Genomic DNA, 15,527 nt, shown 5'->3' with positions numbered 1-15,527 from the left:
CGCGCCCGGTGCGGCCGTCCGCGCGGCGGGGCCGGTCAGGCGAAGGCGTCGGCGTGGTCGGCGGCCCAGGCCCGGAAGGTGCGGGCGGGCCGTCCTGTCAGCTGCCGGACCGTCTGCGAGACGCCGGTCTTCGCTCCGTCGAGCTGCCGCCGCGAGCTGGCCAGGAGGGCGTCGGCCACCTCCGGCGGATAGCGGCGCGCGAGGTGCGTCCGCACCTGCCCCTCCGTCAGCTCCTCGAAGCGCAGGGCCCGTCCGAGCACGTCCGCCAGTTGCTCGGTCTGTTGGCGTGCGCTGATCGCCTCGGGACCCGACAGGGTGTACGTCTGCCCCGCGTGACCGGGTTCGGTCATGACCCGTACGGCCACCTCGGCCACGTCCCGTGGGTCGACACAGGCGTTGGAGGAGGTCCCGTACAGGGCCCGGACCACTCCTTCGGACCTGACGGACCCCGCCCAGGACAGTGTGTTGGACATGAAGGAACGCGGCCTGAGCAGCGTCCAGTCCGGTCCGCCCGCCTGGATCAGCCGCTCGTTACCGCGTTGCCAGCCGGTGATGAGGTCGTCCGCCGTCGCGTCCCCGACGGCCGCCGCGGACAGCTTGACGAGGTGCCGGGTGCCGGCGACGCGGGCGGCGCCGATGAGCCGTTCGTCGTCCGGTTCGCCAGGGCGGTTCGTCACCAGGAAGGCCGCCCGCACCCCTTCGAAGGCCCGCTCCAGTGCCCTCGGGTCCGCGTAGTCGCCCTCGACGATCTCCACGTGCGGCCCGTCGGCCGTGACCGCCTCGGGCCGTCGGGCCAGGATGCGCACCGCCCCGAGGGACGCCAGCCCACGGGCCACCTCTGCGCCGATGGTGCCCGTGGCACCCGTCACGAGGAGCATGTCGCCGCCTCACGGGCCGGGGCCGACGCCAGCAGGGTGGCGCCGAACACCTGGTGGCCGTCCTGACTGCCGGTGACGCGCACGGCGACGGCGTCCGGACTGTCCGGGGGCGGGGGTGTCGTCCGGGCCTCGATCCAGCAGGCGTCGGCGAACTCCGCGTACCGGTCGAAGACGATGCTCCCCCCGTGCGGGAAGAACGGCGCGGGAGCGGTCAGCGCGGCCGCCGCCTGCCGTGCCGCCTCCAGCAGGAGCATCCCCGGTATGTGGTCGTTCGCCCGCTGGAAGAGGGTGGCGTGACCGGTGTCCACGCGCAGCCGCCAGGTGTCCGGCCGGGAGGTGGCGGAGAGCACCACGTCATGGGCCCGGCCGCGGCCGGCCCGCGCGGGGTCGATGGGCCGGGGCGCGGGTCCCGGCACGACGGGCACGATTCCGGCGCCGCGCAGTCTGCGGTACGCCTGCGGGCTCGTCATCCGGCCCAGACCCTCACCCGTCGCCAGTACGGTCCCGCCGGCGCGGATCACCCAGCGGGAGCGGATCTGGCTCGGATGCCCACCGCGCCTGCGCAGCTGTTCGCACCGTACCTCCACCTCGACGTCGGTGGGCCCGTCCCCCACTTCGAGTCCTTCCGGCCGGCAGGTGAACTCCAGCTCCGCCAGCAGGAAGTGATGACCGACCGGGACCCCGTACCCGGCGTGGATGACCAGGACGGCCGACTGCCGCATGGTTTCGACGAGCATCAGCGGATCGTGGAGTCCGCGCAGCGGCGCGTAGAAGGGGTGGTCGTGCGGCCACCGCGCGTGGACGAGGAACCGGTCCTCCCCCGCCTCGGCCCAGCGGACGGGGAAGGCGTCCTCCTCCCGTACCCTGTGCACCAACTCGATGGGCACCGGGTGCCCCGTATCGAGGTGATTCGCACGAAGAGCGTCGTCCACGACCGTAACGTGTTGCATGCTTTCCCCAGGACAAAGGCCATCGGCGGCCGTTCGGCCCCGCTGGCGATCGATAAGATACAAGGCGGTCGGTTCTTTACAGGTCACTGTGATGACCGTCCCTCGAACTCTTGCCCGGAAGACATAGAAGCGCAAGGAGCAGCGTGGCCATGCAGGAAAGGGCGGTCCGGACCCGCCGGGCCATCCTGGAAGCAGCCGCTCGGGTATTCGACCGGCGCGGCTACCAGGCAGCCACGATCACGGAGATACTCACCGTGGCCGGCGTCACCAAGGGTGCGCTGTATTTCCATTTCCAGTCCAAGGAAGACCTCGCCCACGGCATCGTCGCCGAACAGGACCTGAAACCCTATTTGCCGTCACAGTCCAGCAAACTCCAAGAACTCGTCGATATCGGAATGGTCCATGCCTACCGGGTCCAGACGGACCTTCTGGTCAGGGCGGGGGTCCGGCTGACGCTCGACTCCCGGGCCGAGGGCCTGGACCGCACAGGACCGTTTCTTCGCTGGGGTGGTTCCACCCGCGAACTGCTCGACCAGGCCAGGGAACAGGGCGAACTACTTCCCCATGTGGACACCCAGGAGACGGCCGATCTGTACGTCGGATCGTTCGCCGGTGTCCAGTCGATGTCCCACATCGTCAGCGGCTACCAGGACCTCGGCCGGCGCATCCAGGTCCTTCAGCGGCACGTGCTTCCCTCCATCGCGGTCCCATCGGTCATCGCCGCCCTCGATCTCTCGCCCGACCGGGGCCGCATCCTCTCCGAGCAGGCACTGGCGTCGGTGGCCGCTTCCGAGGCGGTTTCCTGACCGGACGCCGGGCGACCGGACACCAGGCGATCGGACGTCAGGCGACCGGAGTCAGACAAGGACGAGCAGGTCCATCCAGCTGGTGGCCGACTGGGCCGGCTCGTCCGCCACCGCCGCCCGCAGCCGTTCCATTCCGCGGTCGAACTCCTCGTCGGTGAGTCCGCGGAGCTTGGCGTCCGCGTCCCGGTGGACCCTGCCGGCGAAGTCGGCCAGGTCCGCCGCACTCTGCTGAGGAAGCGAGTGGAGGGCGATCCGGCGGAATCCGGCCGGGGCGAACGCGGCGCAGACCTGCTCGACGCTCGGGTAACCGGCTACCACGCGAGCGGTCTCCGGGAAGAACCGCACCCGCAGATCGCGTGAGCAGCGGCCCGGGAAGCTGTTGCGGATGAGCACCGGCGCCCCGGGCCTCAGCGCGCGGCGAAGCTCCCGCGCGGCCGCCGCCAGATCGGACACATGGTGGACGACCGACCCGAGCCAGGCCGCGTCGGCGCAGCCGTCCGGCACCGGCAGGGCCTCCGCCGTGCCGTCCAGGGCCTCGATCCCCTCGGCCCCGGGGATGAGGTCCCGCATCGCCCGTGCGGGTTCGACGGCCAGTACCCGCACGCCGAACCACTGGTGGAGGGCCGAGGCGAACGCCCCCGTTCCGGCCCCCACGTCGAGCACGGTCATGCCCGGTTCCAGGGCGGCTTCCGCCCCGATGGCCTCACGCCAGGCGATGAGCCGGCCGGGCGGGATGTCCCGTGCGAGTCGATACGCGTCGGCCGACCGGTCGTCGTAGAGGATTGCCGCCATCTGCCCGCTGCCTTCCGGCTGTTGGTGCGAGGCGTCCACCTGCCTCGGCAGGACGCTAGCGACTGTTCCAGCCAGTTGTCCAGACCAATGTCGATTTGGCGGTCATTGGGCGGGCAGGAGCATGGCGAGGACAATGAAGGAACAAAGGGAACTTTTCATCCCATATCCGTGATGCGGGCGGCAGGACCGGCGGATCGCGGCGGAAGGAGTGGACCATGACGGAGGACGCGCGGGGCGACGACGTCTACCAGCCTGATCACGCGGACATCCAGAACCGTCCGGACGATGATCTGGACATGGAGAACGTGATCGGCGAGCGGAGCCTGGACGACACCATGGAGGAGGGGTACTCGCCGCCGGAACGCCCCCTGGGAGTGGAGAAGTACGGCACGACCGGCGAGGAGCAGCAGGAGGGCGAGTCGCTCGACCAGCGGCTCGCCCAGGAGACCCCTGAGGTCCGGGCGCCGGAGGGGGACGGTACGGGAGATCTGCCGGACGGCGAGGGTGAACCGGTGGACGACGAGATCGCCGGTGAGGACCGTGCCGGACGGCTGGCTCCGCTGGACGACCCCGGACAGCGGCGGGACATCGACGTGGTGGCCCGGGACGTCGGTATCGATGGCGGCGCCGCGTCCGCCGAGGAGGCCGCGGTGCACGTCACGGACGAGGGGGCCGGGGACGGTTCCTGACCGGGAGGCCGTGACGGGACACGACCCGAGGTTCCGGGCGGTCGCTCAGCGTGGCCGGACGCTTCCCGGGTATGCGCATCTCCATGACCGTACGGAAGACGACTGTCCTTGTCCTTGACTGCTCCGAGCCCGTCGAGCTGGCTCAGTTCTACGCGAGTCTCCTCGACGCCGAGGTACGGATCGACGATGACCCCGACTACGTGGAGGTCGCCGGCTCGAACGGGGTCCGGCTGGCGATCCACCGGGACCACGGCTACGCACCGCCCAGCTGGCCGCGCCCGGAGGACGCTCAGCAGGCCCATCTGCGCATCCTGGTGGACCCCGGCGACATGGACGAGGCCGAGCGCGAGGCGATCGGGCTGGGTGCCCGGCCCGTGGACACCAAGGACAACAGCGGTCCGCGCGACGAGCGCGTGTACACCGATCCGGCCGGGCACTCGTTCTCACTGGCGGTGTACCCGCACCCGGTGGCCCGGCGCCCGTCCGTCTGAGTCCGTCGCGGGCGGCGTCCGGACCGCGTGCCGCGCTCACCGGCCTCCGCCCCTCACCGATCACGGCTCAGGACCGTCCAGGCACGGCCCCGGACAGCGGAGAGGCGGTACCGGATTTCTCCGGTACCGCCTCTGACCTGTACGAACACAAGTCGGGACGACAGGATTTGAACCTGCGACCCCTTGACCCCCAGTCAAGTGCGCTACCAAGCTGCGCCACGTCCCGCCGCGGTGTCCCCCGGTATGTTCCGGCTGACCGCGCAGGACAACACTACCTCACTCCGCGGACCGGATCGACGCCCGTGCCTGCTGGGCACGGAGCACCAGGGTCTCCGCTCCGCACGCCTTGGCCAGCTTCTCGCCCCGGCTGAGTTCGCGCGGCGATCCGATCGCGGTGCCGTACTCGATCCGGGCCCTGGCATGTTCGTAGGCCGACGGCGACGCCTCCAGATGGCGGACGGACTCCGCCAGCAGCCGGACTCGTTCCCTCGGGTTCTCGAAGAAGGAGACGCAGCGCAGTGCTTCACCGATCGCGGTCTCCGTGCCGAAGCGTTCCGCGTGCACCCGGGCGCTGACCGCCAGCCGGGCGGCGCGGACCGGGTCCTCGTCGGCCAGCGCGCGGGCGAGGTCCCCCGCCCAGGGTGCCCAGACACCGTTGAACCTGCCGCGCGGCTCCAGCGCGCGCCCGGCCGCCTCCAGCTCGGCGACCGCTTCCCTCGTACGGCCCTCGGCGAGCAGCAGGCGCCCCCGTACGCACGGTGCGTCGGGCAGCACCATCGCGCTGGGGTAGGGCGGGCCGAAGGAGTACCGGTCGGCGATGACGCGGGCCTCGTCGGTGCGGCCCCGGGCGAGCAGGGTGTCGATCAGCAGGCAGGCGGCGTCCCAGTGGACGGGCAGTCCACGGCCCGCACGGTCCGCGAGGCGCAGCCCTTCGCGGAGGAAGCCCTCCGCCTCGGCGAGGCGTCCGCGACGGCGGTGGACGAGGCCGAGGAGGGTGTGCGCGAACGCGAGGTGGGCGCCGCTCCAGCCGGAGATCTCGAAGGCGCGTACGGCTTCTCCGAACAGTTCCTCGGCGCGGTCGGGCCGGTCGGTGAAGGCGTAGGTGATGCCGACGAGGGTGGGAAGCTCGAAGCCCCATTCGGTGTCGGTCCAGCCGAGACCGCGTGCCGGGCGGCCGTCGACCAGGGCGCGTTCGCAGAAGTCGACGACGAGCTGGGCGTTCTCGCCGCGCAGCATCGCGTCGAAGGCGCGCAGTGTGAGTATGGCGCGCTCGGCGTTGTCGCGGCCGGTCAGATGGTCCGCGTTGAGGGAGAGCCGGCGGGACCGGGCCGGGCCGTCGTCCTCGGCCTGCTGCATTCCCTCCCAGAGGAAGTGGGCGGCCTGGAGCCGCATGAGACCGGGTCCCGGAGCCGTGCGGGCGGACTCGGCGGCCAGGGCCTGCGCCGCCTCCTTGAGCTGGTTGTTGTGGGACAGGGCGGCGGCGAGCCGGAAGGTGGCGTCCACCCGCAGTTCGTCACCGAGTCCGGGCAGGTCGAGCGCGGCGCGCAGGTGCCGCACGGTGGTGGCGGGTGAGCTGAGCAGGGTGGCGCAGCCGAGTTCGTACAGGACGGTGGCGCGGTCGGAGGGGCGTGGCGGCTCTTCGAGGGCCCGTTCCAGGCAGCGCCGGGCCGCTTCCGGGGCGCCGACCGCGAGGTGCCTGCGGGCGGCGTCGCGGAGCTGTGCGACGAGTTCCTGGTCGTCGTCCGGGTGGACCTCCAGGAGGTGCCGGGAGGCGGCAGCGGCGCCGAGTCCGGCCCGGGTGATGGCCCAGGCGGCCCGGCCGTGCATGGCGGTGCGGGTGGCGGACGGGATGGAGCGGTAGACGGCGGTGGCGATCAGCGGGTGGACGAACTCCAGCGGGTCGAAGCCGCTGACGATCCGGTCCTCACGGAGCCTGGCGGTGCAGTCGGCGGCTTCGGCCTGGCTCATTCCGGCGAGGGTGGCGGCGAGTTCCTGGGAGATGTCGGTACCGAGGACGGCCGCGGCCCAGGCGAACCGGGTGGCGTTGGTCCCGAGCCGTTCGAGCCGGGCGACGAGCCCGCTGCCCCGCGCGGACGCGCCCAGCTCGCGCAGTTTTCCGGCCGATTCCTCCATCGGGGGCAGCTCACGGTCCTGCACCTTGGCGACGAGTTCGACCGCCTCGTAGGGGTTGCCGCCGGTGACGGCCCACACCTCGCGGCAGAACGGGTCGTCGGCGTGCTCGCCGAGGGCCGCCCGGGTCAGCTCGGCGGTGGCGTCCGGGGTGAGGGCGCGCAGTTCGACATGGGTGGGCCCGGCCCCGCCGGACGGTGTCCGCTCGCCGGTCTCCCGGCCGTCGTGGAGGCGCCTCGACTCCACCGGGCGTTCGGCGAGTTCCTGCGGCCGGTGGGTCCGCACGACCAGCACGGGGAGTTCGCCGAGCCGTGCGGTGAACGAGGCCAGCCAGGCGAGGGATTCACCGTCCGCCCAGTGCGCGTCGTCGACGACCAGGACGAGCGGGCGGTTGCTGAACCGGGCGGCGAGCCGGCCCACGACGTGGTCGAGCCCGTCCCGCACACCCTGCGGGTCGGGCTGGGGGCCGCTCGGCACCGCGAGGCCGAGCGCGGGTGCGGCGATCTCGTACCAGTCGCCGAACAGGGTGCGGATCTCATCGGACGGGAACCGGTCGAGTGCGGGCTGGAGCAACTGGCGTACGACGTGGAACGGCACGGACGTGACGGTCTCGCCGCACCGCGCCGACCAGACGGTGCAGCGGTCGGCCGCCATCGTCCTGATCGCGTCGAGCAGTGCCGTCTTGCCGATCCCCGCCTCGCCGCTGAAGATCAGCAGTCCGCCGGCCGCCTGTGCTCCGCAGAGGTCGTCCACGGCTTGTGCGGCGATGGCGAGTGCCGGTTCACGCTCGTACAGCGGCCGGGACGGCTTCATGCCTGCTCTCCCCAAAGTCGTGCGGATGACTGAAGAGAATAGTCGTGCGCGAGGTGCCGGGGACAGCGTTCGAACGGTTCACCGCGGGTACGAGGCACAATCGGTGGGTGGACGAGACTCGCAGGGACCGTGACGTCGAGGGCCGGGCGCGCAACGCGCGTCCCCGGGACGGGCTGGGCCGCCCCTTGCCGTACGGGGCCGCCGGGGTGGAGCGCCAGCCCGAGGGGGTCGTCCGTACCCCCGACGGCACGGTGCGGGAGGCACAGCGGCTGCTGGACGCCGGGATGCCGTTCCACGCGCACGAGGTGTTCGAGGACGCCTGGAAGTCGGGGCCGGAAGCGGAGCGGGAGTTGTGGCGGGGGCTGGCGCAGCTCGCGGTGGGGCTGACGCACACGGCCCGGGGCAACACCCGGGGCGGGGCGCGGCTGCTGCTGCGGGGGGCGGGGGCGCTCACCGGGTATCTGGCGCGGAGCGGGCGGCCGGCCGACGGGCCGGGGGCCTCGCACGGCATCGCGGTCGGCGGGCTGGTCGGCTGGGCCGAGGAGCTGGCCGGGCGGGTGTCGGCGCCGGACGCGCGGCCGGTGGACGCGGCCGGTGAGGCGCCGAGGCTGCGGCCGCGGGACCGGCGGTCCGGGCCCACGGGTGGATGAGGCAGACTCCGGGCGTGCGAAAGATATATGTCATCGGTATCGGCGCGGGCGACCCCGACCAGCTCACGCTCCAGGCGGTCAAGGCGCTGAACGAGGCGGACGCCTTCTTCATCCTGGACAAGGGCGCGGAGAAGTCGGATCTGACCGGGCTGCGGCGGGACATCCTCGACGCACATGTGAAGGACCCGTCGTACCGGCTGGTCGAGGCGCGTGATCCCGAGCGGGACCGTGCGACGGCGGACTACTCCCCCGCGGTGGACGACTGGCGACGGCGGCGGGCGGATCTCTACGAGCGGTTCATCGCCGAGGATCTCGGTGCCGACGAGTGCGGGGCGTTCCTGGTGTGGGGCGACCCCGCGCTGTACGACTCGACGCTCGGCATCCTGGAGGAAATCCTCGAACGGGGGACGGTGGCGTTCGAACACGAGGTGGTTCCGGGCATCAGCAGTGTGTCCGCGCTGCTGGCGAGGCACCGTACCGGGCTGAACCGGGTGGCGCGGCCCGTCCAGATCACCACCGGCCGGCGGCTCGCCGAGGGCTGGCCGGAGGGGGTGGACGACGTGGTGGTGATGCTCGACGCGCGGCAGGCGTTCACCCGGCATCTGGACCGGGATCTGTACATCTACTGGGGCGCGTACGTGGGCACCGAGGACGAGATCCTGGTCTCGGGGCCGCTCGCGGAGGTGTCGGAGCGGATCGAGGAGCTGCGGGCCGAGGCGCGCGCCCGCAAGGGGTGGATCATGGACACCTATCTGTTGCGTCGCGGCTGACGCCCAGGTCCTGGCCGGCGCCGAGCAGCCGCAGCGCCGCCGGCACATCGGACGCCACCGGCACACCGGGGGGCGGCGGTGGGCGGCGCACCACGACGACGGGCAGTCCGAGGTCCCGGGCCGCGGTGAGCTTGGCCGCGGTGGCGGCGCCGCCGCTGTCCTTGGTGACGAGGACGTCGACGGCGTGGGCGCGGAGCAGTTCGGTCTCTCCCCGGACGGTGTACGGGCCCCGGTCCAGGAGTACGTCGGTGTGCGGGGGCAGTGGTGGCCGCGGTGGGTCCACCGACCGTACGAGGAAGTGCAGCCGGTCCGCTCCGGGGGCGGTCGCGAAGACGGCGAGACCGAGCCGGCCGGTGGTGAGGAAGACCCGTTCGCCGAGGCCGGGAAGCCGGGCGGCGGCGTCGGTGAGGTCGTCGGCGAGGTGCCAGAGGTCGCCGGGGCCGGGGGTCCAGCCGGGGCGGCGCAGGGCGAACAGGGCGGTTCCGGTGGCGGCGGCCGCCTCGGCCGCGTTGGCGCTGATGGTGGTGGCGAAGGGGTGAGTGGCGTCGACGACGATGTCGACGGCGTGCGTACGCAGCCAGTCGGCGAGCCCCTGGGGGCCGCCGAAGCCGCCGACGCGCACGGTGCCCGCGGTCGGGCGGGGACGCTCGACACGGCCGGCCAGCGAGGTCGTGACGCGCAGGGCCGTGTTCCCGGCCAGCGCGACGGCGAGTTCGCGGGCTTCGGCCGTACCGCCGAGGATCAGGATGTGACCGGACATGCCCCGAATCTATGACATGTCCGCACCTCGGTCGCGGCCGGGTTCCCGGGGCCCGCGAACCGGGCCGGGACCAGCCACTACGATCGCGCCTCATGAGCACTTCTGACCCGGACCGCACCGTGGACGCCGAGACAGCCGAATCCGCGACCGACGGGAGGCGGCTGACGCCGCGTCAGGCGCGTCGGCTGCGGATGGCGCTCTCGTCGGTGGGTATGGCGGCGATGGCGGTCGTGCTCGGGCTGCGGATAGCGAGCCGTTCGTCGGTCCTGGTCGTCGGAGTGTACGGACTCGCGCTGATCCTGTGCGGGGTCGTGATCGAGCTGAGCAGGAACGGGCGGACGCGGCTGGGGAGTTGGCTGCTGGCGGTGGGCCTGGTCGCGGCGGTCGGTTCGGACTGGCTGCTGATCCCCTGACCGGCACCCGTCGTCCCGCCCCTCAGACGTCGGTGCGGATCAGGACGTCCAGGGTGCGTGGCCCGTGCACGCCCTCGACCCGCTCCAGCTCGATGTCGGAGGTGGCCGACGGTCCGCTGATCAGTGTGGTCGGCCGCCCGGGCACCAGCCGGGCGACCGTCTCGGCCACCCCGACCTCGACCGACGACAGGTCGACGACACACACATGCAGGTCGGGCACGAGCGTCAGGGCCCGTCGCCCCTGGTCGGATGAGCCGTCCAGGAAGATCGTGCCGGTCTCGGCGCAGCTCACGGCGGAGGCCGTCACCACTGCGTCGAGGGCGTCGAGCCGGGGCGCCGGGATGTCCGCCGCGTCCCGCTGGACCTCGCCCTCGTAGGCGGTGAGCCACCTCTCGTCGAGTCCGGCGGGCACCCCGATCCGCCGGGCGCCGCGCCCGCGCAGCACGGCGGCGACGGTCTCGGCGGTGCGGTCCGCGGTGCAGACGTGGACCTGGGCCCGGTAGTCGGTGAGCCGGTCGGTGAGGAGAGCGAGGCGTTCGTCGTCCGGGAGGGTGCGGCCGGTGCGGTACGCGCGGGGCACGGTGGTCCTGGGGGCGGGTGCGAGGGCGAGGGCGTCGCGGACCCGGCCCAGTACCGTCTCGCGGGCGGTCGGTGTCACTTTCCCTCCAGGGGGGTGTCCTCGGTGCGGTCCGGACGGGTGGCGGCGCGGTGCCGGACGCCTTCGTCGGCGGCGGCGCGCAGGGTGGCGGCGGCCTCGTCGGAGGCGAGCCAGGCAGCGCGGAACAGTTCCGCGTGCCGGGGCCCGGCACGGTGCCGTTGCCCGAGGAGTTCCGCGGTGGGGCTACAGCCCGGGTGTGTAGGGGGCGATGCCGATGATGAGGATGTCGCGTCGGCCGCTGTCCTTGCCGTTCGCGAGGCTGACCGGGGCTACGTAGTGGCTGACGCGGTGGTCGTGCACGCCGTAGCCGTCCAGCGGTTCGGTCATCATGAAGCGGGCGTGGACGGCGTGAGCGGGCAGCGTGTCAGGTTGCCGGCCGGCGCTCTCCGGGGTGGCGATGACGTTCTCACCGCCGTTGATGTCGTGGCAGCCGATGAGGTGGGCGAACGTGAAGGTGGCCGGTGAGCCGCCGTCCTGGTGCAAGCAGTTCGGTGAGGAGACCGCCACCTGCTTCTGGTTGCGGACGGCCAGCGTGATCATGTGGACGCCGATGTAGACGGGCACACGGCGGAGGTCCTCCAGCCACAGTGCCTGGTCGAGGTCGGCGCGGATGAGGGCGTTCAGCAGGCGGTTGCCGTGCAGCGCCGGCGGGATGTCGGGCAGCCTGCGGCGGACCCGGGGGTACTCGGGGTTGTGCTCGTCCTGCCAGTACTCGGTGACGGTGCCGAATTCGGTGTCGGGAGTGCCGGGGATGAAGGACAGCTCGCCGTTCCAGGGGAGGTGGACCGCGTGGGAGTAACGGCGGAACCGGTTGGTGTCAGGTGCGTAGGGGTCAGCCGGCAGGCCCTGGTAGGCATGGGCGAGCTGGGCGAAGTCCCCGGCCAGGGCCTCGGTGTCCACTCCCAGGTCGGCGGCGCGCAGACGGGCGTAGCCGTCGCGGCGCACGTTCGTGCCACTGCCCGGGGACGTGATTCCGGCGGCCGGATCGGGGGTGCCGTCCGCCGGGCGGACGGCCCCGGCCGGTCGGTCCGTGGGCGCGGCCGTGGTGGCGGCCGCCGGGCTGTGCGGGTTCGCGATGTCGTCCATGGGTCTCCAGCGTCCGTGACCGGCAGCCGGGCTCCCCGGACTCCGGCTCCTCACCTGTCTCCTGAAGCACCGTCCGCGTCCGGGCGCCATCGCCCGCACGCTTCGGGGCGGCCCGGCGGCGGTTCGTCCGCGCCCGTCGACGGGGGTCCCTACGGCGGTTCCGTGTTCGTCCCTCAGGGTGGCACGGCTACGGGGAGCCGTCGCGGTGGAGTCGGCCGGACAGATGAGAACAGGTCAGCGGGCCCGGGCACACCGGCTCCGTTTCGCGGCGAGGACCGACCGGTGCCGTTCCCGCCGGGGCGGCGGGCGTTCCGAAGGGGGTGCCGGGACGCCGGGCTCAGGCGGGGGCTCGCGCCTGACCTGCCGCAGGGCCGGGGCCGTCGCCATGCCGCGCGGGGCCGGTGCCGGGGTCCGTCGTCCATCCCACCAGGTCGTCCACCACCGCGTGGAGGCCGCCTGCCCGGTGGGCGGCACGCTGACGGTGCGCCCCGGTCCCGCAGATGGCCAGCCGGTCGAGGAAGGCGATGACCCTCTCCAGGTCGCCCAGTTCCTCCAGCGCCGCGCCGGTATGGTCCAGAAGCCGCCGGGCGCGTTCGGTCGCGGGCAGCATCCGTCCGGAAAGCGCGTCCATGCCCCGTCCCTTCCAGCCGTCGCGCGTGCCGTACCAGTAGGCCGCACGCAGCAGTTCGCCGCTGCGCCGCGGGCCCGGGTCGCCCCGCTCCACCAGCCGGGCGGCGGTCACCACCAGCGCACGCACGACAGCCGCGATCGCCGCGGAGTCGGCGGGGTCAGCGGGGACGTCCATGCACCGCACCTCCAAGGTCGGCAGGCGCGGGTGCGGACGGATGTCCCAGAAAGGCAGTTCGGCGAAGGACATCCCGCCCACCTCGGCCATGGCCACGGCGGTGCGCCGGTAGTCGTCGAAGGACTCGACGTACGGCGGCGGCCCCAGACCGGGAAAGCGCAGGCGCATCACCGACCGCCAGCTCACGAACCCGGTGGCCCGGCCGTCGTGGAACGGCGAATTCGCGCTCATCTCCACCAGCAACGGCAGCCACACCCGCAGATGGTTGCCGGCCAGGACCGCCACGTCCCGGTCCGGCAGAAACACGTGGACGTGCAGCGCGCACACCGCGAAGTCGTCCATCATCGACCGGAACAGATCCACACCGGCCCGATACCGGGAATGATCCCCCACGGGCACCCCGGAACCGCCCCCGATCACAGGCGTTCCGGAAGGGCACACCCGCACTCCCTCCGTCGCCGCGGACGCGGCCAGCCCCCGGCGCAGCCGCATCAACTGGGCGTGCAGTTCGTCCACCGTCGCGCACGGCGTCGTGCGCACCTCGACCTGGAGGTCCGTGAACTCCCTGGACACCTGATCCCCCAGCTCCCCGGCGGCCCGGTCCGCCACCCGCGGCCCGGCCGGCACCACGGCACGGGTGTCGGCCCGCACCAGGAAGTGCTCCTCCTCCACCCCCACCGTCGCCACTTCGCCACCGGACCCCGCGCACGCCTCGCCGCTGTCTCCCACCCGTCCAGACTGGGGGCTGCCCCCGGCCCTGTCACACCGTCTCCGGCAAACGGCTGAGCTGCCCCGTGCCGTGCGGGCAGTGGACGGTTGCTCCGCGGGCAGGGCCGGGCTTGCGGCGAAGTCGGCGAAGTCACCGTACGGACAGATGTGCCTGATGGTCCACGGCGTCGGTCCCCGGCAACGACCAAGAGCCGGTTCCGGACATCTCCGAAACCGGCTCTGATCTGCGACTGTCTCCAGTCGGGACGACAGGATTTGAACCTGCGACCCCTTGACCCCCAGTCAAGTGCGCTACCAAGCTGCGCCACGTCCCGATACCCGTCTGACCTGGGGTTTCCCCGGCCGGACGCGCACCAGAAGAATACCGCACCTGGCCGGGTGATCACGAATCCCTTCCCCTGCACCTCGGCGTTTGACCTCAAGTGCGGTTGATGTCGGACGCTGACGGCATGACGAACACGACCACCGCCCCGGTGCCGGGGTACGCCGATCTGAACCGGCTGATGAGCCTCATGACGGGCGACGAGAAGCACGGCCCCGCCGCCACCTCCACCCTGGACGTCCTCTGGGTGCTGTACGACCGGGTCCTGCGGGTCTCGCCCGAGACCTTCGGCGCGCGGGACCGGGACCGGTTCCTGCTGTCGAAGGGACACGGTCCTATGGCGTACTACGCCGTGCTGGCGGCGCGCGGCTTCTTCGACCAGGAGCTGCTGCCGGGCTTCGGCTCGTACGACTCGCCGCTCGGTCATCACCCGGACCGGACGCTCGTACCGGGCGCCGAGATCGGGAGCGGTTCGCTGGGGCACGGACTCCCGCTGGCGGTGGGGACCGTACTCGGACTGCGGGCCCAGGGGCTGACCGGTCCTCGGGTGTGGGTGCTGACCGGTGACGCGGAGCTGGACGAGGGCAGCAACCACGAGGCCATCGCCTACGCCGCCCCCGCCGGGCTCGACCAACTGCACACGGTGGTGATCGACAACGCCTCGGCGACCCATGGCACTCCCGGCGGGAGCGCGGCCCGGTTCGAGGCCGCCGGATGGGTGGCCAGGACGGTGGACGGCCGGGACCACGAAGCGCTGTACGAGGCGTTCACCGCACCGCACCCGGGCCGGCCCCTGGCCGTGATCGCCCAGGTCGACCCCAAGAACTGAACGACCGGAACCACAGACGGAGACCAGGACCCATGGACACGATGCGTGACCGATTCATCGCGACCACGTCGCGACTGCTCGACGAGGACCCCCGGCTCGCCCTGGTGCTGGCCGAAATCAGCAGGGACGGCTTCGACAGCGCCGAGCGGGCCCATCCGCGGCGGGTGATCAACGTCGGCATCCGGGAGCAGCTGCTCATCGGGGCGGGCGCGGGGATCGCGCTGACCGGACTGCGGCCGATCGTGCACACCTTCGCCAGCTTCCTGGTGGAGCGGCCGTTCGAGCAGGTGAAGCTGGACTTCGGCCATCAGGGCGTGGGCGGTGTGCTGGTCAGCGCCGGTGCGTCGTACGACTGGCCGGCCGGCGGTTTCACCCATATGTCGCCGGGTGACGTCGCGTTGATGGACACCCTGGACGGCTGGGCGGTACACGTCCCCGGCCACCCCGACGAGGCCGAGGCCCTGCTGCGCAGGGCGGCGGCCGGGGACGGCCGGGACTATGTGCGCCTCTCCCTCCAGGCGAACGCCCGGCCCCGGCCGGTCACCGGCAGCGGCAGCGGCAGCGGCAGCGGCTTTCTGACGGTGCGCGAAGGGAGCGCCGCGGTGGTGGTCGCGATCGGGCCGATGCTCGACGACGTCCTCGCGGCCACCGAGGGGCTCGACGTCTCCGTGCTGTACGCGACAACCGTGCGGCCGTTCGACGCGGCGGCGCTGCGGCGGGCGGCCGGGACCGGGGCGAGCGTGGACGTGGTGCTCGTCGAGCCGTACCTCGCGGGTACGTCGACCGCCGCCGCCAACGACGCGCTCGCCGATCTGCCGCACCGGGTGCTGGGCCTCGGGGTGGGTCGGGCCGAGCTGCGCCGGTACGGGCAGCTGGACGAGCATCTGACGGCGCACGGTCTCGACGCGAGTGGACTGCGGGAGCGGATCACCCGCTTCCTCACTCCCTGACGGGCC

The 15,527-nt window shown here is 72.5% G+C and carries 16 protein-coding genes and 2 tRNA genes; 8 read left to right on the top strand and 10 right to left on the bottom strand.

Going from position 1 to position 15,527, the window contains the following annotated elements; genetic code table 11:
• Window positions 1–35: 35 nt before the first annotated feature.
• Complete coding sequence (locus PZB75_RS28155; RefSeq protein WP_275538100.1) at window positions 36–878, bottom strand: NAD(P)H-binding protein; 843 nt, start codon at window positions 876–878, stop codon at window positions 36–38.
• On the bottom strand, window positions 866–1,810 hold the full coding sequence (locus tag PZB75_RS28150; RefSeq protein ID WP_275538099.1) for a ScbA/BarX family gamma-butyrolactone biosynthesis protein: 945 nt from the start codon (window positions 1,808–1,810) through the stop codon (window positions 866–868). The genes PZB75_RS28155 and PZB75_RS28150 overlap by 13 nt, the downstream gene beginning before the upstream one ends.
• Before the next feature lie 161 nt (window positions 1,811–1,971).
• On the opposite strand from PZB75_RS28150, the gene PZB75_RS28145 reads away from it, so the two are divergent.
• Complete coding sequence (locus PZB75_RS28145; RefSeq protein WP_275538098.1) at window positions 1,972–2,634, top strand: ScbR family autoregulator-binding transcription factor; 663 nt, start codon at window positions 1,972–1,974, stop codon at window positions 2,632–2,634.
• Between the two features lie 51 nt (window positions 2,635–2,685).
• On the opposite strand, the gene PZB75_RS28140 is transcribed toward PZB75_RS28145, so the two are convergent.
• Window positions 2,686–3,426, bottom strand: coding sequence for a methyltransferase domain-containing protein (locus PZB75_RS28140; protein ID WP_275538097.1), 741 nt, complete (start codon window positions 3,424–3,426; stop codon window positions 2,686–2,688).
• Window positions 3,427–3,641: 215 nt separating this feature from the next.
• On the opposite strand from PZB75_RS28140, the gene PZB75_RS28135 reads away from it, so the two are divergent.
• Together PZB75_RS28135 and PZB75_RS28130 are read left to right on the top strand one after the other, a co-directional pair.
• Window positions 3,642–4,115, top strand: coding sequence for a DUF5709 domain-containing protein (locus PZB75_RS28135; RefSeq protein ID WP_275538096.1), 474 nt, complete (start codon window positions 3,642–3,644; stop codon window positions 4,113–4,115).
• A gap of 83 nt (window positions 4,116–4,198) precedes the next feature.
• Window positions 4,199–4,606 carry a VOC family protein gene (locus PZB75_RS28130; protein WP_275538899.1) on the top strand — a complete coding sequence of 136 codons (408 nt, stop codon included), beginning with the start codon at window positions 4,199–4,201 and terminating at the stop codon, window positions 4,604–4,606.
• 152 nt (window positions 4,607–4,758) lie between these two features.
• On the opposite strand, the gene PZB75_RS28125 is transcribed toward PZB75_RS28130, so the two are convergent.
• Window positions 4,759–4,832: transfer RNA gene (locus PZB75_RS28125), tRNA-Pro, on the bottom strand.
• A 50-nt stretch (window positions 4,833–4,882) separates the two neighbouring features.
• A complete protein-coding gene (locus PZB75_RS28120) occupies window positions 4,883–7,549 on the bottom strand; it encodes an AAA family ATPase (protein WP_275538095.1) in 2,667 nt (888 codons plus the stop codon).
• A gap of 107 nt (window positions 7,550–7,656) precedes the next feature.
• Here PZB75_RS28120 and PZB75_RS28115 point away from each other — a divergent pair, with 107 nt between their 5' ends.
• Both PZB75_RS28115 and cobF read left to right on the top strand, forming a co-directional pair.
• Window positions 7,657–8,199 (top strand): DUF309 domain-containing protein, encoded by a 543-nt coding sequence (locus PZB75_RS28115; RefSeq protein ID WP_275538094.1) that lies wholly within the window; start codon window positions 7,657–7,659, stop codon window positions 8,197–8,199.
• A 14-nt stretch (window positions 8,200–8,213) separates the two neighbouring features.
• On the top strand, window positions 8,214–8,969 hold the full coding sequence (gene cobF / locus PZB75_RS28110) for a precorrin-6A synthase (deacetylating) (RefSeq protein WP_275538093.1): 756 nt from the start codon (window positions 8,214–8,216) through the stop codon (window positions 8,967–8,969).
• Here cobF and PZB75_RS28105 read toward each other — a convergent pair.
• Window positions 8,938–9,729 (bottom strand): cobalt-precorrin-6A reductase, encoded by a 792-nt coding sequence (locus PZB75_RS28105; RefSeq protein WP_275538092.1) that lies wholly within the window; start codon window positions 9,727–9,729, stop codon window positions 8,938–8,940. The two genes, cobF and PZB75_RS28105, sit on opposite strands and share 32 nt — an antisense overlap.
• A 92-nt stretch (window positions 9,730–9,821) precedes the next feature.
• Between PZB75_RS28105 and PZB75_RS28100 the strand changes: the two genes are divergently transcribed.
• A complete protein-coding gene (locus PZB75_RS28100) occupies window positions 9,822–10,142 on the top strand; it encodes a hypothetical protein (protein WP_275538091.1) in 321 nt (106 codons plus the stop codon).
• Window positions 10,143–10,164: 22 nt separating this feature from the next.
• Here the strand turns inward: PZB75_RS28100 and PZB75_RS28095 are convergent, their stop codons facing one another.
• The 4 genes from PZB75_RS28095 to PZB75_RS28080 all read right to left on the bottom strand — a co-directional run bounded on the left by PZB75_RS28095 (window position 10,165) and on the right by PZB75_RS28080 (window position 13,734).
• Window positions 10,165–10,800, bottom strand: coding sequence for an LUD domain-containing protein (locus PZB75_RS28095; RefSeq protein ID WP_275538090.1), 636 nt, complete (start codon window positions 10,798–10,800; stop codon window positions 10,165–10,167).
• 183 nt (window positions 10,801–10,983) lie between these two features.
• Window positions 10,984–11,886: a 2OG-Fe dioxygenase family protein gene (locus PZB75_RS28090; RefSeq protein ID WP_275538089.1), complete on the bottom strand. Its 903-nt coding sequence runs from the start codon at window positions 11,884–11,886 to the stop codon at window positions 10,984–10,986.
• A 337-nt stretch (window positions 11,887–12,223) separates the two neighbouring features.
• Window positions 12,224–13,420 (bottom strand): YbdK family carboxylate-amine ligase, encoded by a 1,197-nt coding sequence (locus PZB75_RS28085; RefSeq protein WP_275538088.1) that lies wholly within the window; start codon window positions 13,418–13,420, stop codon window positions 12,224–12,226.
• Between the two features lie 240 nt (window positions 13,421–13,660).
• Window positions 13,661–13,734: transfer RNA gene (locus PZB75_RS28080), tRNA-Pro, on the bottom strand.
• Window positions 13,735–13,869: 135 nt separating this feature from the next.
• Between PZB75_RS28080 and PZB75_RS28075 the strand changes: the two genes are divergently transcribed.
• Both PZB75_RS28075 and PZB75_RS28070 read left to right on the top strand, forming a co-directional pair.
• Window positions 13,870–14,571, top strand: a complete 702-nt coding sequence (locus PZB75_RS28075) for a transketolase (RefSeq protein ID WP_275538087.1) — start codon at window positions 13,870–13,872, stop codon at window positions 14,569–14,571.
• A 32-nt stretch (window positions 14,572–14,603) separates the two neighbouring features.
• Window positions 14,604–15,521, top strand: a complete 918-nt coding sequence (locus PZB75_RS28070) for a transketolase (protein ID WP_275538086.1) — start codon at window positions 14,604–14,606, stop codon at window positions 15,519–15,521.
• The last annotated feature ends 6 nt before the right edge of the window (window positions 15,522–15,527 follow it).

The organism is Streptomyces sp. AM 4-1-1 (genome assembly GCF_029167625.1).
GTDB lineage: Bacteria > Actinomycetota > Actinomycetes > Streptomycetales > Streptomycetaceae > Streptomyces.
The sequence above is the reverse complement of the archived record's forward strand: the minus strand, read 5'-3'. Positions and strand labels throughout refer to the sequence as shown.